Origin of the sequence: Acinetobacter sp. YH12132, assembly GCF_013418645.1 — a bacterium.
GTDB classification, from domain to species: Bacteria; Pseudomonadota; Gammaproteobacteria; order Pseudomonadales; family Moraxellaceae; genus Acinetobacter; species Acinetobacter indicus.
In genome coordinates this window covers 199063-221874 of record NZ_VPBR01000002.1, presented here as the reverse complement: position 1 = coordinate 221874, position 22812 = coordinate 199063, and the positions used below count along the sequence as shown (strand labels likewise).

26 protein-coding genes are annotated in these 22812 nt (G+C 47.1%); 10 read left to right on the top strand and 16 right to left on the bottom strand.

Features of this window, described 5'->3' with window-relative positions; genetic code table 11:
- Positions 1 to 65: 65 nt before the first annotated feature.
- Entirely contained in the window at positions 66 to 1415 is a 1350-nt protein-coding gene (locus FTU67_RS03200; RefSeq protein WP_180056543.1) for a dicarboxylate/amino acid:cation symporter, read from the bottom strand.
- 428 nt (positions 1416 to 1843) lie between these two features.
- Here FTU67_RS03200 and FTU67_RS03195 point away from each other — a divergent pair, with 428 nt between their 5' ends.
- A complete protein-coding gene (locus FTU67_RS03195) occupies positions 1844 to 2845 on the top strand; it encodes a glycosyl transferase family protein (protein ID WP_075166941.1) in 1002 nt (333 codons plus the stop codon).
- A gap of 71 nt (positions 2846 to 2916) precedes the next feature.
- Here the strand turns inward: FTU67_RS03195 and FTU67_RS03190 are convergent, their stop codons facing one another.
- Together FTU67_RS03190 and FTU67_RS03185 are read right to left on the bottom strand one after the other, a co-directional pair.
- Positions 2917 to 3186, bottom strand: coding sequence for a YeaC family protein (locus tag FTU67_RS03190; RefSeq protein WP_005179016.1), 270 nt, complete (start codon positions 3184 to 3186; stop codon positions 2917 to 2919).
- Positions 3186 to 4094 (bottom strand): NAD(+) kinase, encoded by a 909-nt coding sequence (locus tag FTU67_RS03185; protein ID WP_005179018.1) that lies wholly within the window; start codon positions 4092 to 4094, stop codon positions 3186 to 3188. The genes FTU67_RS03190 and FTU67_RS03185 overlap by 1 nt, the downstream gene beginning before the upstream one ends.
- 189 nt (positions 4095 to 4283) lie before the next feature.
- Between FTU67_RS03185 and mrcB the strand changes: the two genes are divergently transcribed.
- A complete protein-coding gene (gene mrcB / locus FTU67_RS03180) occupies positions 4284 to 6686 on the top strand; it encodes a penicillin-binding protein 1B (RefSeq protein WP_104472396.1) in 2403 nt (800 codons plus the stop codon).
- 16 nt (positions 6687 to 6702) lie between these two features.
- Positions 6703 to 7257: a hypothetical protein gene (locus FTU67_RS03175; protein WP_104470304.1), complete on the top strand. Its 555-nt coding sequence runs from the start codon at positions 6703 to 6705 to the stop codon at positions 7255 to 7257.
- Here the strand turns inward: FTU67_RS03175 and FTU67_RS03170 are convergent.
- Positions 7254 to 8177: a thiamine phosphate synthase gene (locus tag FTU67_RS03170; protein WP_005179031.1), complete on the bottom strand. Its 924-nt coding sequence runs from the start codon at positions 8175 to 8177 to the stop codon at positions 7254 to 7256. The two genes, FTU67_RS03175 and FTU67_RS03170, sit on opposite strands and share 4 nt — an antisense overlap.
- A gap of 138 nt (positions 8178 to 8315) precedes the next feature.
- Here FTU67_RS03170 and hemP point away from each other — a divergent pair, with 138 nt between their 5' ends.
- Positions 8316 to 8486 carry a hemin uptake protein HemP gene (hemP, locus tag FTU67_RS03165; protein WP_005179034.1) on the top strand — a complete coding sequence of 57 codons (171 nt, stop codon included), beginning with the start codon at positions 8316 to 8318 and terminating at the stop codon, positions 8484 to 8486.
- 117 nt (positions 8487 to 8603) lie between these two features.
- Here the strand turns inward: hemP and FTU67_RS03160 are convergent, their stop codons facing one another.
- From FTU67_RS03160 to FTU67_RS03145, 4 genes are all read right to left on the bottom strand, one after another.
- Positions 8604 to 9944, bottom strand: coding sequence for a HAMP domain-containing sensor histidine kinase (locus FTU67_RS03160; protein WP_160241173.1), 1341 nt, complete (start codon positions 9942 to 9944; stop codon positions 8604 to 8606).
- Positions 9945 to 10610: a response regulator transcription factor gene (locus FTU67_RS03155; protein WP_016659177.1), complete on the bottom strand. Its 666-nt coding sequence runs from the start codon at positions 10608 to 10610 to the stop codon at positions 9945 to 9947. It abuts the gene before it with no gap.
- Between the two features lie 118 nt (positions 10611 to 10728).
- The gene (locus tag FTU67_RS03150) at positions 10729 to 11085 is read right to left on the bottom strand and encodes a NirD/YgiW/YdeI family stress tolerance protein (protein WP_005179042.1); all 357 of its coding nucleotides are present in this window, start codon (positions 11083 to 11085) and stop codon (positions 10729 to 10731) included.
- 112 nt (positions 11086 to 11197) lie between these two features.
- Positions 11198 to 12955, bottom strand: coding sequence for a GspE/PulE family protein (locus FTU67_RS03145; RefSeq protein ID WP_180061398.1), 1758 nt, complete (start codon positions 12953 to 12955; stop codon positions 11198 to 11200).
- A 191-nt stretch (positions 12956 to 13146) separates the two neighbouring features.
- On the opposite strand from FTU67_RS03145, the gene FTU67_RS03140 reads away from it, so the two are divergent.
- Entirely contained in the window at positions 13147 to 14412 is a 1266-nt protein-coding gene (locus FTU67_RS03140; protein WP_035363234.1) for an MgtC/SapB family protein, read from the top strand.
- On the opposite strand, the gene tsaA is transcribed toward FTU67_RS03140, so the two are convergent.
- A complete protein-coding gene (gene tsaA, locus FTU67_RS03135; RefSeq protein ID WP_180061432.1) occupies positions 14399 to 15118 on the bottom strand; it encodes a tRNA (N6-threonylcarbamoyladenosine(37)-N6)-methyltransferase TrmO in 720 nt (239 codons plus the stop codon). The two genes, FTU67_RS03140 and tsaA, sit on opposite strands and share 14 nt — an antisense overlap.
- Before the next feature lie 105 nt (positions 15119 to 15223).
- Between tsaA and FTU67_RS03130 the strand changes: the two genes are divergently transcribed.
- Positions 15224 to 16003 carry a ferredoxin--NADP reductase gene (locus FTU67_RS03130; RefSeq protein ID WP_005179053.1) on the top strand — a complete coding sequence of 260 codons (780 nt, stop codon included), beginning with the start codon at positions 15224 to 15226 and terminating at the stop codon, positions 16001 to 16003.
- Positions 16004 to 16057: 54 nt separating this feature from the next.
- Here the strand turns inward: FTU67_RS03130 and FTU67_RS03125 are convergent, their stop codons facing one another.
- The 3 genes from FTU67_RS03125 to FTU67_RS03115 form a co-directional block, all read right to left on the bottom strand.
- Positions 16058 to 16243, bottom strand: coding sequence for a hypothetical protein (locus FTU67_RS03125; RefSeq protein ID WP_016659181.1), 186 nt, complete (start codon positions 16241 to 16243; stop codon positions 16058 to 16060).
- A 21-nt stretch (positions 16244 to 16264) separates the two neighbouring features.
- Positions 16265 to 16519, bottom strand: coding sequence for a hypothetical protein (locus FTU67_RS03120; RefSeq protein WP_016659182.1), 255 nt, complete (start codon positions 16517 to 16519; stop codon positions 16265 to 16267).
- Between the two features lie 219 nt (positions 16520 to 16738).
- Complete coding sequence (locus FTU67_RS03115) at positions 16739 to 17359, bottom strand: cation transporter (protein WP_180061397.1); 621 nt, start codon at positions 17357 to 17359, stop codon at positions 16739 to 16741.
- 74 nt (positions 17360 to 17433) lie between these two features.
- Here FTU67_RS03115 and FTU67_RS03110 point away from each other — a divergent pair, with 74 nt between their 5' ends.
- Positions 17434 to 17859 (top strand): MerR family DNA-binding protein, encoded by a 426-nt coding sequence (locus FTU67_RS03110; RefSeq protein WP_005179057.1) that lies wholly within the window; start codon positions 17434 to 17436, stop codon positions 17857 to 17859.
- Here FTU67_RS03110 and arsH read toward each other — a convergent pair.
- From arsH to FTU67_RS03090, 4 genes are read right to left on the bottom strand one after another with little or no spacing between them, the layout of a single operon-like run.
- Positions 17840 to 18544 carry an arsenical resistance protein ArsH gene (gene arsH, locus FTU67_RS03105; protein ID WP_034598177.1) on the bottom strand — a complete coding sequence of 235 codons (705 nt, stop codon included), beginning with the start codon at positions 18542 to 18544 and terminating at the stop codon, positions 17840 to 17842. The genes FTU67_RS03110 and arsH overlap by 20 nt on opposite strands.
- On the bottom strand, positions 18544 to 19593 hold the full coding sequence (gene arsB, locus FTU67_RS03100; RefSeq protein WP_168400317.1) for an ACR3 family arsenite efflux transporter: 1050 nt from the start codon (positions 19591 to 19593) through the stop codon (positions 18544 to 18546). The genes arsH and arsB overlap by 1 nt, the downstream gene beginning before the upstream one ends.
- 3 nt (positions 19594 to 19596) lie before the next feature.
- A complete protein-coding gene (locus FTU67_RS03095; RefSeq protein ID WP_180061396.1) occupies positions 19597 to 20070 on the bottom strand; it encodes an arsenate reductase ArsC in 474 nt (157 codons plus the stop codon).
- Positions 20071 to 20074: 4 nt separating this feature from the next.
- Complete coding sequence (locus FTU67_RS03090; protein ID WP_005179068.1) at positions 20075 to 20392, bottom strand: metalloregulator ArsR/SmtB family transcription factor; 318 nt, start codon at positions 20390 to 20392, stop codon at positions 20075 to 20077.
- Positions 20393 to 20476: 84 nt separating this feature from the next.
- Between FTU67_RS03090 and arsC the strand changes: the two genes are divergently transcribed.
- From arsC to FTU67_RS03075, 3 genes are all read left to right on the top strand, one after another.
- The gene (arsC, locus tag FTU67_RS03085) at positions 20477 to 20905 is read left to right on the top strand and encodes an arsenate reductase (glutaredoxin) (RefSeq protein ID WP_180061395.1); all 429 of its coding nucleotides are present in this window, start codon (positions 20477 to 20479) and stop codon (positions 20903 to 20905) included.
- A 144-nt stretch (positions 20906 to 21049) separates the two neighbouring features.
- Positions 21050 to 22441, top strand: coding sequence for a tRNA 5-hydroxyuridine modification protein YegQ (gene yegQ / locus FTU67_RS03080; protein ID WP_163141632.1), 1392 nt, complete (start codon positions 21050 to 21052; stop codon positions 22439 to 22441).
- A 3-nt stretch (positions 22442 to 22444) separates the two neighbouring features.
- The gene (locus FTU67_RS03075) at positions 22445 to 22699 is read left to right on the top strand and encodes a YfhL family 4Fe-4S dicluster ferredoxin (protein ID WP_180061394.1); all 255 of its coding nucleotides are present in this window, start codon (positions 22445 to 22447) and stop codon (positions 22697 to 22699) included.
- Positions 22700 to 22812 lie beyond the last annotated feature (113 nt).

Here is a 22812-nt window from a genome sequence, read left to right as displayed (position 1 = left end):
TTTTTTATTGACTGCCAAGTAATAAAAAAAGGAAGCCGAAGCTTCCTTTAGTCACCGCCCTGCTGTTAAGCCGAAGCAGATTGCTGGCTTTGTTCTGCCATCTTACGGTCAATTTCTTCCGGATTATTTAATGCATATTGCAGCTTTTCCTGATCTAACTGACCGACCCATTTCGCTACAACAATGGTCGCCAATGAATTACCCACCAGATTGGTCAAGGCACGCGCTTCAGACATAAAGCGGTCAATACCCAGAATTAGCGCCAGACCAGCCACCGGAATATGACCCACAGCCGCCAGTGTTGCCGCCATCACAATAAAGCCTGAACCGGTCACCCCTGCTGCGCCTTTAGAAGAAATCAACAGCACCAGCAATAAAGTAATCTGATGATGCAGTTCTAAAGGTGTATTGGTGGCCTGAGCAATAAAGATTGCGGCCATGGTCAAATAAATCGAAGTACCATCCAGGTTAAAGGAATAACCCGTTGGAATGACTAAACCCACCACCGATTTTTCACAGCCGGCAATTTCCAGTTTCTTCAACATGCGCGGTAATACCGATTCTGAAGATGAGGTCCCCAATACAATCAGTAATTCTTCACGAATCATGCGGATCATTTTTACGATACTGAAACCGGTCATACGCGCAATACTGCCGAGTATGATAAAAATAAACAGCACACAGGTCAGGTAGAAGCAGATAATTAACTGCGCCAGTTGTGCCAGACTGCCAATCCCGTATTTACCAATGGTAAAGGCCATCGCACCGAAAGCACCAATTGGCGCAACTTTCATGATCATGTTCACAATGTTAAAGAACACATGCGAAATCTGGTCAATCAGTTTCAAGACCGGCTTACCTGCTGGCCCTAAACGGTGTAAGGCAAAACCAAACAGAATGGCAAACATCAGCACCTGCAGGATTTCACCCTGGGCAAAGGCACCGACCACGGTATTTGGAATGATATTTAACAGGAACTCGACTGTAGATTGTGCTTCACCAGTTTCTACATATTTGGAAATACCTGTGGTATCCAAAGAAGCTGGATCAACGTTCATGCCAACGCCTGGTTTCCAGACGTTAATCACCACCAGACCAATAATCAGGGCGATGGTAGAGACAATTTCAAAATACAGTAATGCCACGCCACCGGTTTTACCCACCGATTTCATGCTTTCCATACCGGCAATACCACTCACCACGGTACAGAAAATCACCGGCGCAATAATCATTTTGATTAAACGGATGAAGCCATCACCTAAGGGTTTCAGCTGCTCACCCAGACCCGGAACATACTGTTCCACGCCATTAACAATTTGTGTGCCACTAGGAGAATAATGACCGACGAGAATACCTGCAATAATTGCAATAATCACCTGAAAGTACAGGGATTTATAAATAGGTTGTTTGGCCATAACAGATCTACTTTTGTTCTTGTCCAGAGGACAAATACCCTTGATTTTTTACCCACGACCTGTTCTGCCTGTTTTTAAAACAACAGGCATACGCTGCCTTGAGCCATGGCTCAAAACATTCAACGCTTTATTTTCATCGGCAAAAGTCGGGCTTACTTTGAGCCGCCAGAATCAACAGGCTCAAACGCAAAAGCGGCTTTTTAGAACAGGAGATGAGTAAAAATAAAAAACAATATAAAACGCTGCGAATTTTACCTAAAATTCAAATGTAGTGCTGCTAAAAACAGCGCGAACTGGCGAACTTTAAAGCAGAAACAGCTTAGACATTAGTCTAAATCCGAGCAAAGCATACGGTTTTTAAAAAACCGCAAACATGTGTATATTGTGGGAAGCGACCGGCGCCATTTATTTGAGATTCAGGCAGTTACATGAGCACGAAAAGAAACATTTATAAAGACGTTGAACATCCTTTTGCCCAGTACGTACGTATTGTGGGAAAAGGCAAAAATGGTGCACGTTCCCTCACCTATGAAGAAGCCTATCAGGCCTTTTCCATGATCCTGAAACAGGAAGTACTCGATGTTCAGCTCGGTGCTTTTTTGATGCTGCTGCGGGTCAAGGAGGAATCGGTCGATGAACTGGCCGGCTTTGTTCAGGCCACCCGTGACCAGTTGCAGTTTAAAACTTTAGATGTAGATCTGGACTGGTCCTCCTATGCCGGGAAACGCAAACATTATCCGTGGTTTTTACTGGCCGCGCTGACTCTGGCCAAACAGGGTTTTAAAATTGTCATGCACGGCGCTGCTGGGCATACCATTAACCGGGTCTATACCGAACAGGTGCTGGAATACTTAGGCTATCCAATCTGCCAGTCAGATACGGAAGTCGAACAGCAATTACAGCAGCGTCACTTTGCCTATCTGCCTTTAGAGGTGATTTCTCCGGTACTGGCCGATTTGATTGCACTACGGAATGTAATGGGCCTGCGTTCACCTATTCATACTCTTGCCCGGCTGATTAACCCCTTTAATGCCAAAGCCACGGTACAGGCCATTTTCCATCCGGCCTATCGCAGTTCCCATCAACAGTCGGCGTTTAAACTGGGCTATCTGAACAGTGCGGTGATTAAAGGTGAAGGCGGCGAGTTTGAACGGAATCCGGATGCCAAAACCTTAATTTGTGGCATTCGTAACGGTGAGTTGTATGAACATGAATTGCCAAAGCTGACCGACAACCGCAGCCCGATTGAAGAAGAACTGGACCTGGCGGTATTTAAAGCTGTCTGGGAAGGCCAGCAATCGCATGAATATGGTGAAGTGGCGGTGGTGGAAACCATGGGCATTGCGCTGTATACCATGGGCGTCTGCGACAGTTTTGCAGCAGCCATGGACAAAGCACAACAGTTCTGGGCTGCGCGTTTAAATGCTTAAGCCACAAAACATAGCCAATAAAAAAGGTAAGCCGCGGCTTACCTTTTTTGCATGAATCTCTGCGTTAAAGTTTAAATAAACTTGATCGGCTGGAAATCTTCATTTTTGTGATGATCATCATCACATTGTTCACCTTCTTCCTTGGTGCCACGGTCGATATAACCGCTACGTTCAGTTTCCGGTAAATGCTGGATTTCCCAGGCATACACGGCCTGCATACAAATTTCGCGCTGCTCTTTGGTCAACGCCACACCATTCGGCCATTTACCAATCTCTACCGCGGTTTTTAGACGACCAACAATTTCAGGATTGAGTACGGCCAGCATCTGTTCAATATTCATCATAAATCCTGCTGTTGCAAAGAATCAAAATCTTGGTTCCAGCCGAGCTTAGTACGACATGCCATATAGAAGTCATAACCCGGTGGATGAAGTAGGTTTAACTTATAGGGATGCTTGCGGATATGCAAACTGTCCCCGACACTGAGTGAAACACTGTGCTGACCATCGGCACTGACCATTGGCAAGACACGGTTTTCACGAATCTGGATTTTAATTTCGCTTTGTCCACCCACCACAATCGGGCGTGAAGACAAGGTATGCGGATGCATCGGCACCAGCACAATCGCATCCATACTCGGATGCACAATCGGGCCACCACCAGACAAGGCATAGGCGGTAGAACCAGTAGGCGTAGATACAATTAAACCGTCACTGTGCTGACGATAAACATACTGACCATCAATATTCAGGTCAAAATCAATCATGTGTACCGATTTACCGGAATGCAGCACCACATCATTTAAAGCCACTGCTTCATAAATGACTTCACCTTTGGAGCGCACTTCCATTTCCAGCAGGAAACGGCGGTCCAGCTGAAACTCGCCTTTTAATACCTGATCCAGCTTGAAGATGACTTCCGTGGGTTTAATATCGGTCAGGAAGCCTAAACGACCACGGTTTACCCCGATGACCGGCGTATTGTATTTGACCAGCGCGCGCGCTGCATGCAGCAACGAGCCATCACCGCCGACCACAATCACCAGATCAACCACTTCGCCCAGCAAGGCGCGGCTGACGGTTTGGGTGTTCGGATAAGGGACCAGTTCTGCTGTTTCTGCATCAAATACCGGATGCAGGCCTAAATTCAGCAGATGATCATGAATTAAACTGAGCGTTTCTACGACCGAAGTTTTGCCAGGACGTCCAATCAATCCGATATTACGAAAGTTCTTGTGTGAAATTTGCACCTACGACATCGCTCCGCTACGATCCGTTGACTATAATAGCACTAACCCGAATGTTTTAAAAAAACTTTAGAAATCTGAATCCAACCGTTTTTTCTCCTCGATTGGCCGCTTCATTCACAGATTAAATATTGCAAATTATGTAAAAGCTTCGCATGATTAGCCTAATTTCTTAGGGTTTTATTGCGATTTATGAAGTCTGAACGTGGCATAGGTATTATTGCACTTCTATTTTGTATACTGGTGATTGGGGCATTTCTGGCATTAAGTATCTACCTGATTCGATTAGATAATATTGTTAGAGATAAATTTGAAGGACAGCGCTGGGACATTCCAGCCAAGGTCTTTGCTCGTCCGCTGGAAATCTATACCAATGCACCGCTCAATAAAGCCGATTTCGTGCAGGAATTAAAACTTTTAGGCTATAAAAGCGCAGAAAGCTATAACAAAACCGGCAGCTATGTCGATGCGGGCGACACCTTGTTTGTACATACCCGCGGCTTCGATTTTGGTGAAAGTGTTGAACCGGAACAGGTACTCAAAGTCAGCTTTGCCAATAACCAGATTGCTGAAGTCAGTGCGACCAAACCATCGACCACCGGTATTGCCCGTTTAGAGCCCATGCTGATTGGCGGGATTTATCCGCAGCACAATGAAGACCGGGTGCTGATTAAACTGAACCGGGTGCCAAAACCGTTAATTGAAGCCTTAATTGCCACCGAAGACCGTAATTTCTATCTGCATCATGGCGTGTCGATTCGCGGGACTGCGCGTGCTATTGTCAGCAATATTACCGGCGGGAAACGTCAGGGCGGTTCGACCCTGACCCAGCAACTGGTGAAAAACTTTTATCTGACCCCGGAACGTACATTAAAGCGTAAAGCCAATGAAGCGCTGATGGCGATGCTAATTGAGCTGCATTATGACAAAGATGAAATTCTGGAAGCCTATTTAAATGAAGTGAACCTGGGTCAAAACGGCAACTATTCTATTAATGGTTACGGTCTGGCCTCACAGTTCTATTTTGGTCTGCCGCTGCGTGAACTGAATATTGCCCAGCAGGCTTTTCTGGTTGGTCTGGTGCAGGGACCGTCTTTATATAATCCATGGCGTAATCCGGAAGCGGCCGAAAAACGCCGTAATATTGTACTGAACAATATGCTGGTGATGGGCTATCTGACGCAGGAACAGTATGAAACCGAAACCGCGCGTCCGTTAAATGTGATTGCCAAACCGACCATGGGCCCTGCCCGCTTCCCGGATTTTCTGGACATTGTGCGCCGTCAGTTACGTGCTGAATATCAAGAAGGTGATCTGACCAATCAGGGACTACGGATTTTTACCACTTTAGACCCAATTGCACAGACCAAGGTACAAAGTGCATTTAAAGAATCAGTAAACCGTCTGGCCAATGCCAATCCGCGCCGTTTAAAAGATTTACAAGGGGCGGTGCTGGTGTCCCATCCTGAAAATGGTGAACTGGTGGCTGCAGTCGGTTCTACCCAGGACTTTACCGGCTTTAACCGTGCGCTGGATGCCAAGCGTCAGGTCGGCTCGCTCTTGAAACCGGTCATCTATTTAAGCGCACTAGAATCGGGTCGCTATAACTGGGCCAGTCCGGTACAGGATACCGAAATCAGTATTCCATCTGCCGGCAAGTCATGGACACCGCGTAATTACAGCGGCAGCGAACATGGCGTAGTCCCGATGGCGCAAGCGCTGGCCAATTCCTATAACCTGTCGGCGGTACGTTTAGGTCAGGAATTTGGTCTATCAACCTTCCGTAACCATCTGATTAAATTTGGCGTCAGCAGCGAAAATATTCCACAGTATCCGTCCATTTATCTGGGTGCAGTCGATTTATCGCCTATGCAGGTGATGAATATTTATGGCAACTTTGCCACCGGTGGGTTCCAGTATCCAACCAAAGCCATTCGCGCGGTGGTCGATTCTAATGGTCGTCTGCTCGAGCGTTATGGCCTGTCAGTACAGCAGACCATTGAACCGTCTGCGGCCTATATGCTGAATTATGGCCTGCAACAGGTAATGAGTGCAGGAACCGGACGTGCAGCCTATAACAGCCTGTCCAGCGATTTAAAACTGGCCGGTAAATCGGGCACCACCAATGATACCCGCGACTCCTGGTTTGCCGGTTATTCGGGCAACTATTTAAGTGTGGTCTGGTTAGGGCTGGATGATAACAAAGTCACCGGTTTGACAGGTTCATCGGGTGCCCTGCCGGTGTGGAGCAATGTGATGCGTCAGCTGCGCCAGAAGCCGGTAAATCTGCGCCAGCCGGACAGCGTGCAGTGGCACTGGATTGACCGTGACTCTGGTCACTTGTCGGCTCAAGGCTGTGCTGGTGCGATGTATATTCCGATTTATCGCAATCATGTGCCGCGTCAGGCCACCGCCTGTGGTTTACCGCATTATCAGGTTGAGCCGGTTTACAATCCGGATACCGAATATTACCAAGCTGTACCTGAAAGCAGTGACAGTATCGAGAATTATATCCAGGAAAGTGAAGCCGAGATGGAAAGACAACTTTCCGAAAATGATGCACGCATCATTTCAAGCGGCAGTTATACGCAATAAGTGGACCCTTAATTAAATGACCTTGAAATATCTGATCTTGGGGATGGGACTGGCTGGACTGGTGGGCTGTCAAAGCCTGCCGGAATCCAAGCCGGCACCGCAACCGGACCAAGAAAAAACGACTGAACGAAAAACCATTCGCACACCCACCGGCGTGGTGATTCATCCTTATGAACAGGAAGAAATTCAGCGCAAGAAATTACAGGTCGTGGTTCCTGAACAAAAAGTACAGCAGCGTTTTGAAGATGGCCGCTCTTTACCAGCGTTTAAGAAACTGATGCAGCAGACCCAGACGGCTTATCGTCAGGGACAATGGGCGCGTGCCGAAGCTGCCGCCTTACAGGCACAGCGTCTGGCACCGCAATCGGCTGAAACCTATATGTATTTAGGGCTGGTGGCGAACCAGAAAAAACAGCCGAAAAATGCAGAAGCCCTGGCCCGCCGTGGTCTGAGCTATGCACAAACACCGGCGATGAAACGCCAATTATGGCTGATTATTCAAAAAGCCGGCCAGCTACAAAACAATAGCCGTACCGTGCAACAGGCACAGCAAGCGCTGAAACAACTTTAGGCTGAAGCGCTATCCAACGCATCCATAAAGCGGATCCCGGCAATACCATAGGCATGGTGTTGCTGGGCCTGCGCCAAGTCCTGCCGATGCATCCCGCCTAAGGCAAACACCGGAATATCGACCTGTTTGGCCCAGTTCTGAAATTGTGCCCAGCCTAATGCCGGAGTATCCGGATGGCTGGCTGTTGGCAGCACCGGACTTAAAATTGCAGCATCACAGCCAATATTCTGCGCATGTTGTAACGATTCCAGATCATGACAGGCAGCAATATAACGCTGACCGGCCTGCAGGCTGCCCTTGTGCAATTGCAGACATTGTTGCTGCTTTAAATGGATGGCAGCGACCGAGACCTGCTGCACGCTATTCAGCTGCTTCCACAGTTCCAGATTAACAATTAATGATTTTAAACAGCCAATATTCTGCTCAGCCAGTTCAATACTGCGTTCCGGTGCCGGTGCGACACGCCAGTACAGCAGTTGCTGGGTATCCGGGGTATCCAGACAGTTTAAGTCTTCACTAATTTTGATACATTCAGGCCAGTAGAGGCGTTGCAGCATACGCTGGTTGGCTTGCGGGAAATTCAAACGAGCCAAATCCTGCCGTTTATACCAGGTCCACGGTTGCTGGATGTCTGAGAGCAACGCCGCCGGCACAAAGGCATGGAACACATGCAAATTGACAATCACATCTTCATATTCATGCCGGATAAAATCAAACTCATGCCACTGGATCAGGTCAATGCCTACTTCTTCGCGCACTTCACGGCGACAGGCCTGCACTGGCGTTTCATGCTGCTCTACCTTGCCGCCGGGAAATTCGTGCTTATTGCCCTGATGCTGTTTGGCTTCGCGCCAGCCGACCAGGACCTGGGTCTGATGCAATAAAATCCCAATTGCGATATGTAGATGTGGCTTTGACATGAAACGTCCTGTTTTTGAAATATGAGCAAGTGTAAGCAAATTTATACTTTTTATAAATTCCCCAAATCAAGCGTTGACAGATATATTTGATAATGATTATCATTTATATCGTTCAACATACACCACGGAGTCGAAGGAATGAACGCACCATTTAGCCTGTTTAGCCGTAATGCAGATCAACAGTATGCCTTACCAATGTTACATTCTAATAACCTGTTTGCTCTCGGTCGTGAAATTCGCATCATGCATGCCGGAGAAGAATACCGCCTACGCCTTACCCGTAATAATCGCCTTATTCTCACCAAATAAGAACAACATCTGAATAATAATAATCGTGGGAAGCAGCAGTATGAATCAGCGCATACTGCTTTTTAACTGCCCATGCGTATCTCAAGATTGAACTCAATGTTGTTATTTTCGATTTTGTTATTTTTGCTTCACACCGGGCAAACTCAGTTCCACCAGTAAACCGCCTAAAGCTGAACGGCTAAACTGCAATTGGCCCTGATGCAGGCTGATAATCTTTTTACAGATCGAAATACCAAGACCACTGCCTTGGGTTTGTGTGCCCAGCGCCCGATAAAAACGCTCACCCAGACGTTGTAACACCTCATCACTGATCTGTTGACCATTATTTTCAATACACAGCTGCACCTGTTCAGCATCACCATTGATACTGACCACCACCTCACCCTGTTGCGTGGCATAGCGGATGGCATTGTCGATCAGGTTACGGATACAGGTATATAGCAATTCCGGATTGGCCTGAATGATCGCCGGTTGTAGCTGCAAGCGCGGTTTAATCTGTTTTTCCAGACTAAACGGTGCCAAGGCCTCGAGCACATCCAGCACCAGCTTTTGTAAATCAACCTCGGTTATAGGCAAGTCTTGTAGATGTGCCGGGTCTAAACGCGCCAGTAATAGCAGATTCTCCAGTACCTGAGTGCCGCGGTTGACATCGCGTTGAATCTGGGCCAGATCTTCCGCTAATTGCGGTTGATCCTGATATTTGCGTTTTAACACCTGCAAACGCATTTGAATGGCAGAAAGCGGCGAACGCAGTTCATGCGAGGCGTCAGAAGTAAAACGCTGCTCGGCTTCTAAAGAATGTTCCAGCCGGCTAAGCAAACGGTTTAACTGCTGCACCATCGGCTGTAATTCCAGCAATTCTGGCTGGGTGCTTTGTACCGGACTCAGATCCTGCACATGCTTTTGCGCAATTTGCGCAGATAAGGCCTGTAAAGAGCGGAACTGTTTATGAATGGCAAAATGCACAATGCCCCATTGAATCAGCCACAGTAAAATTAAAATCGCGGCATAGCCCAGACCGGTGGCCCATATTTCCTGAAAACGGACATTCATTTTCTGGGTCATCAATACGCTTAAGTCATCATCACTGGCCACATAAACACGCCATAAACGCTGATTCGCCCAGACAAAGGAAAATCCCTCTTCCTGCTGTGTGATCGTAGCTGGTGCTAAGGGAAAATCTTCTGTTTCGGTCAAGGTCTGCTGGCCCAGTCGCAGCTGATAATGTATCTTGAACTGTTCAGTGAGTTCATCGACCTGCTCGCCGGCGCCACTGCTAATATCCTGCAATAACAGCATATCGGCCGCTTCATCCATGATTTCATCTTGCAGCTGCATGGTCTGATAAATTGACACGGCAAACAGCAGCACCAGTGCCAGCAGGCCGGCAATCATGGAACTCAGTACCGAGGTTTTAACTAGGGTTTTCTGTAAAGAAACCGCACCCGTTTGCTTCATTTACGCCTGTTCCTGCTGCATGCGATAGCCCAAACCGCGAATGGTTTTAATTAAATGGCTGCCAATTTTTTTACGCAGCTGATAAATAAACACTTCAATGGCATTGCTTTCAATTTCATCACCCCAGGCATACAGCGATTCTTCCAGCTGTTCCCGGGTTACGATATGCTCGGGCTTTTGCATTAATTTATACAGAATCTGGAATTCCTTGGCGGTTAAATTCACCGCGTGGCCATCTTGGGTTAAGGTTTTGGCTTGAGTATCTAACAGCAAATTGGCAAAACGGATCTGATGATCGGGCTGGGTCTGCCGGGTACGTAACTGGCTGCGCACCCGTGCTGACAGTTCTTCCAGACTAAAAGGCTTGACCAGATAGTCATTGGCGCCTAAATCCAGTCCATCGACCCGGTCCTGAATGCTGTCTTTGGCGGTAATAAAAATCACCGGGGTATCCAACTGTTTACGGCGCAAAGCGGTCAGAATTTCATCGCCGGTATTGCCCGGCAGGCCACGATCCAGCAGCACACAATCATAGTGATGCTGCTCAATGGCCAAAATGGCATGATTGCCACGCTCGACCCAATCGACGTTATAACCGTCCATTTCCAGCCAGGTTTTAATACTTTCTGCCTGAGAGGCGTCATCTTCTGCCAGTAAAATACGCATTGGTTCTACTCTAGCCTTTTTTACATCATGCCTGATTTTTCACAAGATTCAAAAAAACCACATGCATGGAGCATGTGGTTTTGCGTGGAGCTGCAATCAATCTGATTAAAAGGTCGGCTTAGAAACGAACCTGCTCGACATCAATTTCAACACGTTTAGAAGGTTTATAATCAATGTCCACTTCACCGGTAATCACCACTGGAGTTTTGGCAGAAATCGCTTTACCATTCCACAGGTCATCATCAATATCTACTGTGATGGTGCCAGTGCTGTCGCGGAACTGGTATTTTTCATCACCAATGGCTTTTACGATATAACCTTTCAGCTGAACATTGCTGTCATCTTTCATGGTTAACGCCTGTTTCACCGTGGTTGCTTGCGCCAGTGCAGACTGGTTCACTGCGGTATCTGCAACAGCAAATGTAGTTGCGCCCACTAGACCTGCAGTTAAAAGTGCTTTTGAAAATAGGTTCATCTGTCTTTCCTCATTCAGTGTTGTTCGTTTCGATGTAGTCATTAAAACAAAGCAAGATGAGCTGAATCTTAAGATTTCCTCATATTCAAAAATTTTTCACTTTTTTTGGGTTTTAGTTTAACGGTACCACCCGCAGTACTTCTTCTAAGGTGGTAATACCGGCCATGACTTTACGCGCCCCGGCAATCCGTAGTGGCTCGATGCCTTCTTTTTTGGCCTGCTGGCGTAACTGAGTCAGATCAGCATTGGCACCTATCAGCTGTTTGGTGTCCAGACTCAGCGGCATAAACTCATAAATCCCGATCCGGCCTTTATAGCCGGTCTGACGGCAGGCTTCACAGCCCACCGGCTTATAAACTTTTTCCGGCATCTCCATGACATAGTCAAACGTCAGATGTTCCCATTCATTGGTATTAATCATGCCTTCCTGTTTGCAATGCGGACACAGCTTGCGCACCAGACGCTGCGCCAATACCCCCAGAATGGTGGCTGCAGTTAAAAAAGGCTGCACACCTAAATCATGCAAACGGGTCAGACTGGACGGCGCATCATTGGTATGCAAGGTCGATAACACCAGGTGACCGGTTAATGCCGCTTGAATGGCCATATTGGCCGTATCCTGATCACGAATCTCCCCAACCATAATAATATCCGGGTCCTGACGCATCAGCGCGCGTACACCATCGGCAAAGCCCAGCTCAATGCCCTGATTGACCTGCATCTGGTTAAAGCTCGGCTCAATCATTTCAATCGGGTCTTCAATGGTACAGACATTGACTTCATCGGTGGCCAGCTGCTTCAGTGATGAATACAGCGTGGTGGTTTTACCGGAGCCGGTCGGCCCCGTGACCAGAATAATACCATGACTATGACTGGTCAGACTTTGCCAGCCCTGTAACAGACGTTCTTCAAAACCAAGCTGCTGGAAGCTGCGTACCAGCACTTCCGGGTCAAAAATACGCATCACCAGTTTTTCACCAAAGGCTGTCGGTAAAGTCGAAAGACGCAATTCGGTTTCCTGCCCTTTGGGAGTACGGGTTTTTAAACGGCCATCTTGAGGTTTGCGTTTTTCTGCCACATTCATGCGACCGAGAATTTTAATCCGTGAAATGACCGCAGTTAAGGTATTGGCCGGCATGTTATAAATGGTATGTAGTACGCCATCAATCCGGAAACGGATTTTCCCCTTGTCTTTACGTGGCTCCAGATGAATATCACTGGCACCCTGTTCAAAAGCAAACTGCAGCACCCAGTCCACCAGTTTAACAATATGCTGGTCATTGGCATCGGGGTTTTGGGTATCGCCCAGCTGTAATAAGGCTTCGACACCTTTATTTTCACGGTCATGTGCTGCGGCTTTTTGTGAACCACTGACCGCACGACTGACCTGATAATATTCTACCAGATAACGCTGTAACTGCTCTGGACTCAGCAGCACGCGCTGGATTTTACGCGGCAATAAACTGTGTTCTAAATTGGCGACCCAATCGGTCATAAACGGCTGATCGGTGGCAATGAACACCGCATCGGGCTGAATCTCTACCGCCAGAATTTTATTGCGCAGGGCAAATTCCAGGGACATCACCGCGGTTAAAGCGGCCACATCGGCCTTTAACGGATCAATCACATAAAAAGGCAGCTCGGTCTTTTCTGCCAGCCACTGACATAAACGGTTCAGTGTCAATGTGGTTTGGGGATGTTGCTGATCGGTCAGGTTAAAATGCGCAATCCATTGCAACGGATGCCATTTCAGCTGCTCACGCTGGCGATGCGTGGTCTGTACCAGCATTTTATCGCGTTCGCTGATCCGGCCATCTTTTAATAATTGCTCTAAACACCAGGTGGTATCAATTTCAAAATTAAAATTCATTGTTTTTGTTCCCCCAACATCAGCACACTATAGCAGAGTTTATTTTTCCCGCCTGCCTTTGCCACTGGAAAATCTGCTACTGATGCGTCTCAAGCGCAGCTCCTGCAAATTAAACATACAGTTCCGCATAGCAATCTTCACAGAATCAATTATATGATGGAGACGTCGCCCCACTGCCGCGGGATATAAAGATGGAATTTTTAACTGCCCCTTCAATCTTGAGTACCTCTTTTCAGGAGCTGATGACCATGCTTGCAGCCGCACTCGGCTGTGGCCTGTTAATTGGTCTGGAACGTGAACGCAGCAAGCACAATGAAGCCAACCATCATTTTGCCGGGGTGCGCACCTTTGCCGTGTGTGCCTTGCTCGGTGCGATCTGCTTTTTGCTAGGGCCAGTTTTTGGTATTGTCGGGGCTGTGATTATTGGCGGAGTTGGGCTGTTTTCGCTTAAAAATCAGGTTGAAGACCCGGGTGCGACCACCGAACTGGCCTTTATTATGACCTATTTTATTGGCGCGCTCTGTTTGTGGAATATTCCGTTGGCGGCTGGTCTGGCGGTTATTTTAACCGGTCTGCTCATGACCAAACACCTGATGCACGGCATTGTCAGCAAATGGATTACCGAAGCAGAGCTGCGTGATGGTCTGTTCCTGCTGGCACTGGTTCTGATTGCCCTGCCTTTGACGCCAGATACCCCCTTATGGGGCAATGTGCTCAATCCTTATGTGATTTTAAAACTGCTGATTCTGATTTTATCGGTACAGGCTTTGGCGCATATCGCCAAGCGCCTGCTGTCCACCAATAATGCACTGATGCTATCCTCAATTGCGTCCGGCTTTGTGTCCAGTACCGCCACCATTGCCAGTTTAGGCATGGAAGTGCGTTCCGGCCGCGGCGATGCCCAGATTAATGCGGGCGCGGCGCTCATGTCCTGCGTGGCGACACTGTTGCAGATTCTGATTATTATTGTGGGGATTAATCTGTCCTGGTTTAAGGTATTTGTGGTACCGAGTGCAGTGGCGATTATGATTCTGGTGGCGGTGGGTTACTGGCTGCTCAGAAAAAATACCGGCTCACAGCAAAAAGCCAAAGAAGCCGATAGCCGCATGTTTAGCCTCAAAGAGGCCGCGATTATTGTGGTCACGCTCACCCTGATTCAAGCCATGGTCTACGGACTGGATCAGGCACTGGGCAGCACCGGTTTAATTGCCGGAACCTTCCTGGCGTCTTTATTTGAAATTCACGCTGCCGCTGCCGCGGTAATTACCCAAGGCTCGCCCAGCAATTTAACCCTGTTTTATGCGCTGATTTTGGGTCTCGGTGCACATGCACTGGCCAAATGCGTGAATGCCTTTTTAATTGGCGGACCACGCTTTGCCTTGTATTTTGCACCGGCCCAAATTCTGCATATGGCGGTGCTGATTGCGATGGCTTATTTTATGTTTAAGCCGGCTTAAGCGCTAACATCTGAATCAGCACCTGATCTGGCTGTACTAGAAATCCGACATCAATATTGGCAAAGTGCATTTTATAGAGCCGGGTTTCATCCTCCTGATAAGCCGGACGCGGGTCTAAAGACAACACCTGTTCCAGCTCACTCAGCATCTGCGCGCTAATTTTATGCTGCTGCAACAATTGCTGTTTTTGTACAGCGGCCTGCTCTGTCCACACCACCTGTTTACGTTCAGGCTCATCCTGCGCATAGCCACTTTGCGCCTCCATGACCGCATCAGAATACTGGATATAAGGCTTGATATCTAAAATCGGTGTACCATCGAGTAAATCACTCCCGGTCACATAAACCCGTACTGCCTTGCCGACTTTTTTCACCTGTTTTAATTGCACCACTGACAAGCCTACCGGTGACGGCCGGTACATACTGCGTGTCGCAAATACTCCAATTTTCTGGTTACCACCCAAACGCGGCGGCCGCACCTGAACACGGAATTTTGTCTGCTGCTGGTTTTTATTGTCATGAAATTGCCACAGCAACCACAAATGACTAAATGCTTCAATGCCCTCAAAGGCCAGCAAATCGTTATAAGGTTCCAGCATGTCAATATAGGATTCGACCTGAACCAGATTCGGCTGCCGCGGGATGCCAAACTTTTCTTTATAAGGAGATTTCATAATCCCGATAATGGGCAAGGTCAGATCAGTCATAATCACTTTTTTTGATAAGCTCAATTAAATATATTCAGTTTATCGAGTATGAATTTAGATTAGAATAGCAACCTGTTCTAATTTGATAATTTATTGAGACCTTTAATGGCTGCTTTTAACGTCGAAAAGATTACTCACGTCCACCACTGGAATGACACTTTATTCTCTTTTAAAACGACTCGTGACACTGCACTGCGTTTTAAAAACGGTCAATTTGTAATGATCGGTCTTGAAGTGAATGGTAAGCCTTTGATGCGTGCATATTCGATTGCAAGTGCCAACTATGAAGAAGAGCTGGAATTCTTCTCGATTAAAGTGCCAGATGGTCCATTAACCTCGATTTTGCAAAAAGTTAAAGTGGGCGATGAACTGCTGGTTTCTCGCAAACCAACCGGAACTCTGGTACTCGATGACTTAAATCCGGGTAAAAACTTATACCTGCTGTCTTCAGGTACCGGTCTTGCACCGTTCCTGTCGGTGATTCGTGATCCGGAAACCTATGAACGTTTTGAAAAAATCATTGTTGTTCATGGTACACGTTATATTTCTGAACTGGCGTATCAGGACCTGATTCTGAACGAAATTCCAAACCACGAATTCTTCTCGGAACTGGGCGCGAAAGAAAAACTGGTTTATTATCCAACGGTAACACGTGAAGATTTCCATACTCAAGGTCGTGTCACCACTGCAATTGAATCTGGTCAATTGTTCGAGAAAATCGGTTTACCACGTTTTAACCCGGAAACTGACCGCGCGATGCTGTGTGGTAGCCCAGCCTTCCTGGATGATGTTGCTGCGCTGCTTGATCAACACGGATTAAAAGAATCACCACGTATGGGCGTTTTAGGCGATTACGTGATTGAACGTGCATTCGTGGAAAAATAAGCTTTTCCATAGCAAAAAAACCGGTCAGATTGACCGGTTTTTTATTTCTCTAATTTAGCGAGTGCTACGCCCTTCCTGATTAGCATGCCCTTCACAGTGAGCACCACCGCCAATAACAAAACCTGTTTGTGCTTCACATGAACCAATCATACGGCCATTTGAATCATAGGTCGTCACTTTTGAGGCACAACCTGTCATTAAAATAGCAGCAGTTAGCGTGATTAAATTAAAAAATTTCATGATATTACCCCTCTAAAAAAATTAATCGTGTTGCAATGTAATCTGGTTGGACTTCGGCACAGACGGTAATAGACCGGTGTGTTCATCAATTTTGGAATAATCTACGCCCTGTAAATTCGCCCCACCATAACAAACGGCTTTTGCACCTAAAATAAAACCTTGTGTCGCCACACAGGAACCGATCAAATTTCCTGCGGTATCATAGGTCATAACTTTAGAACTACATCCCGCCAATGCCACGAGGCTGACGATAGAAAACAATTTAATTAGTTTCATTAAACCCTCAATTCACAAATACTAAAAACTCAGTAAATAATTTGAATTATCTTTTAAATACATAAATTTATGCTTCATTCTAATAATATGTTAACTTTTGTAAATAGCTTTTTGCATCAAGATGAAATTTTCTTTTTTGAATACAAATCTGTCATGGATCAACAAAAAAGCGATCAACGCCTAAAATTACTCGCGTTGATCGCTTCAGTTATACTCCTATTAAGCGGAGGTGGTCGCACTCATCTGTCTCTCCGCCCAGGCTTTTTTAATCACCTGATAACCCGCAGTTAAACCCAGCCCCGCCATAATCACCGCGACAATAATATCCGGCAATAAACTGCCCGTTCCAAATACACCGACCGCAGCCAGAATCACCGCGACATTGCCAATTGCATCATTACGGCTACACAGCCAGACCGATTTCATATTGGAATCGCCATCACGAAAGCGATACAGAATCACGGCTGCCACCACGTTGGCCACTAAAGCCAGTCCACCAATTACCCCCATGGTAATCGCTTCCGGGGGAATGCCCTGCATATAGTTATAGACCGTTTTGACCAACACCAGACAGCCAAATGTGGCCATGGTAATACCTTTTAATAAAGCCACGGTGGCACGCCAGTACAGACTCATCCCCAGCACAGCCAGTGAAATGGCATAGTTGGCGGCATCGCCAAAGAAATCCAGCGCATCGGCCCAGAGTGCTGCCGAATGGGCATACATCCCGCCAAACAGTTCCACCACGAACATCAGCAAATTAATAATCAGGGCAATCCAGAGTGCAGTACGAAAACGGCCATCGGGTGTGACCGGTGCAGGCTGACATTGACAGGCCATAAAGCCTCCTGTTGCATTTTTCTATGACTGTATTATGCTCATTAGAAACTATGGTCTAACTCCAAGGTCAAGTCATGGCACATTATCTGATTCGGGATTTGGTTAAAAAAACCGGTCTGAGTGCAGACACGGTGCGTTTTTATGAAAAGAAAGCGCTCATCCAACCCACCTTAAGGGCCGAAAATAATTATCGTTATTATGATGATGACACCTTAAAACGGCTAATTTTTATTAAACGTTGCCGCGCACTGGATTTATCCTTAAAAGAAATTGAAACCCTAATTGCACTGGAACAGCAGCCTGATCAGGACTGTCAGGCGGTAAATGAACTGCTTGATCATCATTTAGTACAAATCGAAAGCAAAATTGCTGAGTTACAGCATTTTCAGCTGCAACTGCAGCAATTACGGCAGTCTTGCAATGCCCGAACCACCATCGACCATTGCCAAATTTTAAAACAGCTAGAGGCGGATGAAACGCCTAAATCGACTTCTGATTAACCCGTTTCGACAGTTCCGCAGCCGATTCCTTACGCTCGGAATAACGGTTGGTCAGATAGCTGGCCTGCCCGCGGGTCAATAAAGTGAACTTGTACAGCTCTTCCATGACATCGACAATCCGGTCATATAAGGAAGAGGCTTGCATACGTCCGGCTTCATCAAACTCCAAAAAGGCTTTCGGAATCGAGGACTGGTTCGGGATGGTGATCATCCGCATCCAGCGCCCTAAAATACGCATCTGATTCACCGCATTAAAGGATTGCGAACCACCACTGACCTGCATCAGCGCCAGAGTTTTACCTTGGGTCGCACGAATGGCACCGGCAGCTAAAGGAATCCAGTCAATCTGTGCTTTCAAAATAGAACTCATGGCACCATGACGTTCCGGGCTGCACCAGACCATGCCTTCTGCCCAGGCCAGCAATTCATGCAATTCCTGAACTTTAGGATGTGAAGCATCGCCATCTTCCGGCAATGGTAAACCTTTGGGATGGAAAATTTTAACTTCGGCACCGAAGTGCTCCAGAATCCGGCCGGCTTCCATCACCGCCAAACGGCTATAGGAACGTTCGCGGTTTGAACCATACAGCAATAAAATTCGCGGCGGATGCGGCAATGCTCTGGCCTGAACCTGCTCAAAACTCGGCTGTTCAATTAAGTCTACATCAAGATTGGGAAGTGACATCATCCACCTGTTCCATTATAAAATTTACGTTTCAGCCACAGCGAGACACTCACCAGGGCAATTAACACTGGCACTTCCACCAGCGGGCCAATAATGGTGGTAAATGCCACCGGTGAGGTCAGACCAAAGGTTGCAATCGCCACCGCCAAAGCCAGTTCAAAATTATTGCCGGCCGCGGTAAAAGAAATGGCCGTGGTACGTGGATAGTCATTGCCCATCCACTTGCTCATCAAGAAGCTGACAAAGAACATCAATACAAAATAGATGGTCAATGGAATGGCAATGCGCAGTACATCCATAGGTAACCCAACCACATCGGCCCCTTTCAGGCTAAACATGGCGACAATGGTAAACAGCAGCGCCAGCAGGCTAAGTGGACTGATTTTGGGAATAAAACGCTGCTGATACCAGTCCAGTCCTTTGTTTTTCACCAGAATCAGCCGGGTCAGAAAGCCCAGCAAAAACGGAATGCCCAGATAGACCAGCACCGCATGGGTAATGGTCCAGAAACTGACATCAATCACCTGACCGGCCACACCAAAATAAGGCGGTAACACACTTAAGAACAACCAGGCATAGGTACTGAAAAACAGAATCTGGAAAATACTGTTAAAGGCCACCAGGGCAGCGACATACTGGTTATCGCCACAGGCCAGATCATTCCAGACCAGTACCATGGCAATACAGCGTGCCAGTCCAATCAGAATCAGGCCAGTCATATATTCCGGATAATGCTGCAGGAAAATCAGTGCCAGTGCGAACATCAAACACGGTGCAATCAGCCAGTTTTGTACCAGCGACAACAGCAGCGTGCGTTTATCCTGAAAAATTTGCGGTAAAGCGGCATAGTCCACTTTGGCCAGCGGTGGATACATCATCAGAATCAGGCCAATAGCAATCGGTAAATTGACATTGCCCATGCTCATCTGGTCCAGACTGCTCGACACCTGCGGGAAATACAGCCCAATGCCAATCCCGAGCGCCATGGCAATAAAAATCCACAGTGTCAGATTGCGGTCTAAAAAGGAAAGTTTACGGGTGCTGGCCATGACTTACTCGATATGGGAAATATTGTTGATGGCAGCAATCAGTTCGGGACGGGTCATCTGTTCAGGCTGTAACGCAAACAGTGCATCCAGACGCTTGTTGATATGCGCGACTGTTTCTAAAAAGGCCTGCAACTTGGCCGCTTCCGGCAAATCCAGATGCGATGGATCGGCAAGTCCCCAATGCGCTTTAATCGCGCCGCCCAAATACAAAGGACAGGCTTCTTGGGCAGCCGCATCACATACGGTAATCACCACATCGGGCTGATACTGCTTACAGTCATCAATACTTTTACTGGAGAGCCCTTCAGTCGACAGGCCCAGATTTTCCAGCGTCTTTAACGTCAGTGGATGGACACGACCGGTCGGTTTGCTGCCGGCGCTATAGGCTGTCCAGCCTTCTGGAGCACGACTGTTAAATAACACTTCAGATAAAATGCTGCGGCAGCTATTTCCGGTACATAAGAAGAGGAATTTCATGGTTTTACTCACAATAACTTGAAAGCGTTGCTGTCAGCGAATTCATCGGACTGACATCTTGCTCCGCGATAATATTCAGCACACTCACTGCCCACTCGGGTAAATCTGGATTCAGGCGGTAATACACCCACTGCCCCTGACGCTGGTCCAGTAAAACCGATAAATTTCTCAGCAAAGCCAAATGACGGGAAATTTTAGGTTGGCTTAAATTTAATGCCTCGGTCAGCTCGCAGACACAAATATTCTGTTTGGCCAGCACCAGTTTCAAAATATCCAGACGGGTCGGATCGGACAGGCATTTAAAAAAATCAGTTTGATTCATACAGCTTCCCCATATTTATACTTGCGAATATACGTATATCCATATATAAAAGCAATATCCCTCTTTTACCTGAGTTTTAGCACTATGGCGGCTCCAATTAAAATCTTTCACAATCCTGACTGCGGCACTTCACGCAACACTTTGGCCTTAATTCGCAATACTGGACAAGAACCTGAAATTATTGAATATTTAAAAAATCCACCAACAGCCGAAGTGCTGGCCGACATGATTCAGCAGGCCGGTTTAAGCGTACGCGAGGCGATCCGTCAAAATGTAACGCCGTATGAAACCCTGCAACTGGCCGAGCGTGATCTGAGCGATGCAGAACTGATTGCTTTAATGGTACAACATCCGCTGCTGATTAACCGTCCTTTTGTGGTGACTGAACGCGGCGTTAAAATGTGCCGACCTTCTGAACTGGTGCTGGATTTATTGACCCAGCCGCAGCTCAAGGCCTTTCGTAAAGAAGATGGTGAACTGGTGATTGATGAACACGGTCAGCGTGTCAATTAACCGTTTTTCCTCTCGCCTGCTGCCGCTTATCTCTCAGCGATAACAGGCTGAGTGCCTGATAATCCCGAGTTTTTTACTAGGTTGAATCGAAAAATTTTATCCCTACAATAAAGCCACAATTTTTTTATGCCTTTTTGATTGATCATGCATCTTCATCCTGTTACCGAACTTCTCTCTCCTGCCGGTTCTTTAAAAAATATGCGCTATGCCTTTGCCTATGGAGCAGATGCCGTGTATGCCGGGCAGCCGCGTTATAGTTTGCGTGTCCGGAATAACGAGTTTGATCATGACAATCTGGCCATCGGCATTCAAGAAGCACATGAATTAGGCAAAAAATTCTATGTGGTGGTCAACATCCAGCCGCATAACTCCAAACTGAAAAACTTTATCCGTGATCTTGAGCCAGTCGTGGCCATGCAGCCTGATGCGCTAATTATGTCTGATCCGGGCCTGATCATGATGGTGCGTGAACACTTCCCGCACATGGACATCCACCTGTCGGTACAGGCCAATGCAGTCAACTGGGCCACGGTCAAGTTCTGGAAAAATATGGGCTTGACCCGGGTGATTCTGTCGCGCGAACTGTCCATTGACGAAATTGAAGAAATCAAAACCCAAGTTCCCGATATGGAAATTGAGGTCTTTGTACATGGTGCCCTGTGCATGGCCTATTCGGGCCGGTGCATGCTGTCAGGCTATATGAACAAACGCGATGCCAACCAGGGTGCCTGCACCAATGCCTGCCGCTGGGAATATAAAGTGCTGGATGCCGCCGAGGATGAAACCGGCGATGTAATTCCGGTAAAAAATCTGGACGCAGGCTGTTGCTCGCAAGATGCCGATGCGCTCCACATGCAGGCACAGCACCAGTTTAATGAACCGGTACTGCTGCAACGTAATGAAGAAGATATGTTTGCCGCCGAAGAAGATGAGCACGGCACCTACTTCATGAACTCCAAAGATTTGCGTGCGGTACAACACGTAGAACGTCTGACCAAAATTGGCGTACATTCACTGAAAATTGAAGGCCGTACCAAATCCTATTTTTACTGCGCCCGTACCGCACAAATCTACCGTAAAGCGATTGATGATGCTTTAGCCGGCAAACCGTTCGATCCATCCTTGATGACCCAGCTCGAAGGTCTGGCCAATCGCGGTTATACCGAAGGTTTCCTGCGCCGCCATGTGCATAGCGAATATCAAAACTATGAAAATGGTTCATCCAGTTTTGATCATCAGCAATTCTGCGGCGAAGTGCTGGAGCGCAATGGCGACTACATTAAAATTGATGTCAAAAACCGTTTTGTCGTGGGTGATTCTTTAGAACTGATGACCACAAAAGGGAATATCAGCTTTATCCTCACCGAAATCAAAGACAAAAAAGGCAATTCAATTGAGGAAGCCAAAGGCTCTGGTCATATTGTGGAAATTCCGGTCCCGGCTGATGTCGATATGCGCTATGCCCTGCTAATCCGTAATTTACCGAACTCCACTGCTGATATTTCAGCATCATCCTTGGCCTATCAGGCAGGTTAACTCATGGCGCTGCTGATTACCGATAAATGCATCAATTGTGATATGTGCCTACCCGAATGTCCGAATGATGCCATTTATGAAGGCGACAAAATCTACGAGATTGATGTCAGCCGCTGCACCGAGTGCGTCGGTTTTTATGATCATCAAACCTGTGTTGCAGTGTGCCCGATTGAATGTATTGTGCCGCATCCTGAACACCGGGAAAGTCCGGAAGAACTGACTGAGAAGTTCAAGCGCTTAAACTTGCTTCATTCCTAAAACTGGGGTACAACAAAAAAAGGAACTGAGCTGTTAGCGATCTCAGTTCCTGTAAAAAAACAATAACTATTTTTTGATATTTTACCGCATATAGGGCCTGGGTATTGGGGAAC

Coding starts and splice junctions, on each gene's coding strand:
- FTU67_RS03200 (WP_180056543.1), bottom strand. CDS start 1,415: ATGGCCAAACAACCTATTTATAAATCCCTGTACTTTCAGGTGATTATT.
- FTU67_RS03195 (WP_075166941.1), top strand. CDS start 1,844: ATGAGCACGAAAAGAAACATTTATAAAGACGTTGAACATCCTTTTGCC.
- FTU67_RS03190 (WP_005179016.1), bottom strand. CDS start 3,186: ATGAATATTGAACAGATGCTGGCCGTACTCAATCCTGAAATTGTTGGT.
- mrcB (WP_104472396.1), top strand. CDS start 4,284: ATGAAGTCTGAACGTGGCATAGGTATTATTGCACTTCTATTTTGTATA.
- FTU67_RS03175 (WP_104470304.1), top strand. CDS start 6,703: ATGACCTTGAAATATCTGATCTTGGGGATGGGACTGGCTGGACTGGTG.
- FTU67_RS03170 (WP_005179031.1), bottom strand. CDS start 8,177: ATGTCAAAGCCACATCTACATATCGCAATTGGGATTTTATTGCATCAG.
- hemP (WP_005179034.1), top strand. CDS start 8,316: ATGAACGCACCATTTAGCCTGTTTAGCCGTAATGCAGATCAACAGTAT.
- FTU67_RS03160 (WP_160241173.1), bottom strand. CDS start 9,944: ATGAAGCAAACGGGTGCGGTTTCTTTACAGAAAACCCTAGTTAAAACC.
- FTU67_RS03155 (WP_016659177.1), bottom strand. CDS start 10,610: ATGCGTATTTTACTGGCAGAAGATGACGCCTCTCAGGCAGAAAGTATT.
- FTU67_RS03150 (WP_005179042.1), bottom strand. CDS start 11,085: ATGAACCTATTTTCAAAAGCACTTTTAACTGCAGGTCTAGTGGGCGCA.
- FTU67_RS03145 (WP_180061398.1), bottom strand. CDS start 12,955: ATGAATTTTAATTTTGAAATTGATACCACCTGGTGTTTAGAGCAATTA.
- FTU67_RS03140 (WP_035363234.1), top strand. CDS start 13,147: ATGGAATTTTTAACTGCCCCTTCAATCTTGAGTACCTCTTTTCAGGAG.
- tsaA (WP_180061432.1), bottom strand. CDS start 15,118: ATGACTGATCTGACCTTGCCCATTATCGGGATTATGAAATCTCCTTAT.
- FTU67_RS03130 (WP_005179053.1), top strand. CDS start 15,224: ATGGCTGCTTTTAACGTCGAAAAGATTACTCACGTCCACCACTGGAAT.
- FTU67_RS03125 (WP_016659181.1), bottom strand. CDS start 16,243: ATGAAATTTTTTAATTTAATCACGCTAACTGCTGCTATTTTAATGACA.
- FTU67_RS03120 (WP_016659182.1), bottom strand. CDS start 16,519: ATGAAACTAATTAAATTGTTTTCTATCGTCAGCCTCGTGGCATTGGCG.
- FTU67_RS03115 (WP_180061397.1), bottom strand. CDS start 17,359: ATGGCCTGTCAATGTCAGCCTGCACCGGTCACACCCGATGGCCGTTTT.
- FTU67_RS03110 (WP_005179057.1), top strand. CDS start 17,434: ATGGCACATTATCTGATTCGGGATTTGGTTAAAAAAACCGGTCTGAGT.
- arsH (WP_034598177.1), bottom strand. CDS start 18,544: ATGTCACTTCCCAATCTTGATGTAGACTTAATTGAACAGCCGAGTTTT.
- arsB (WP_168400317.1), bottom strand. CDS start 19,593: ATGGCCAGCACCCGTAAACTTTCCTTTTTAGACCGCAATCTGACACTG.
- FTU67_RS03095 (WP_180061396.1), bottom strand. CDS start 20,070: ATGAAATTCCTCTTCTTATGTACCGGAAATAGCTGCCGCAGCATTTTA.
- FTU67_RS03090 (WP_005179068.1), bottom strand. CDS start 20,392: ATGAATCAAACTGATTTTTTTAAATGCCTGTCCGATCCGACCCGTCTG.
- arsC (WP_180061395.1), top strand. CDS start 20,477: ATGGCGGCTCCAATTAAAATCTTTCACAATCCTGACTGCGGCACTTCA.
- yegQ (WP_163141632.1), top strand. CDS start 21,050: ATGCATCTTCATCCTGTTACCGAACTTCTCTCTCCTGCCGGTTCTTTA.
- FTU67_RS03075 (WP_180061394.1), top strand. CDS start 22,445: ATGGCGCTGCTGATTACCGATAAATGCATCAATTGTGATATGTGCCTA.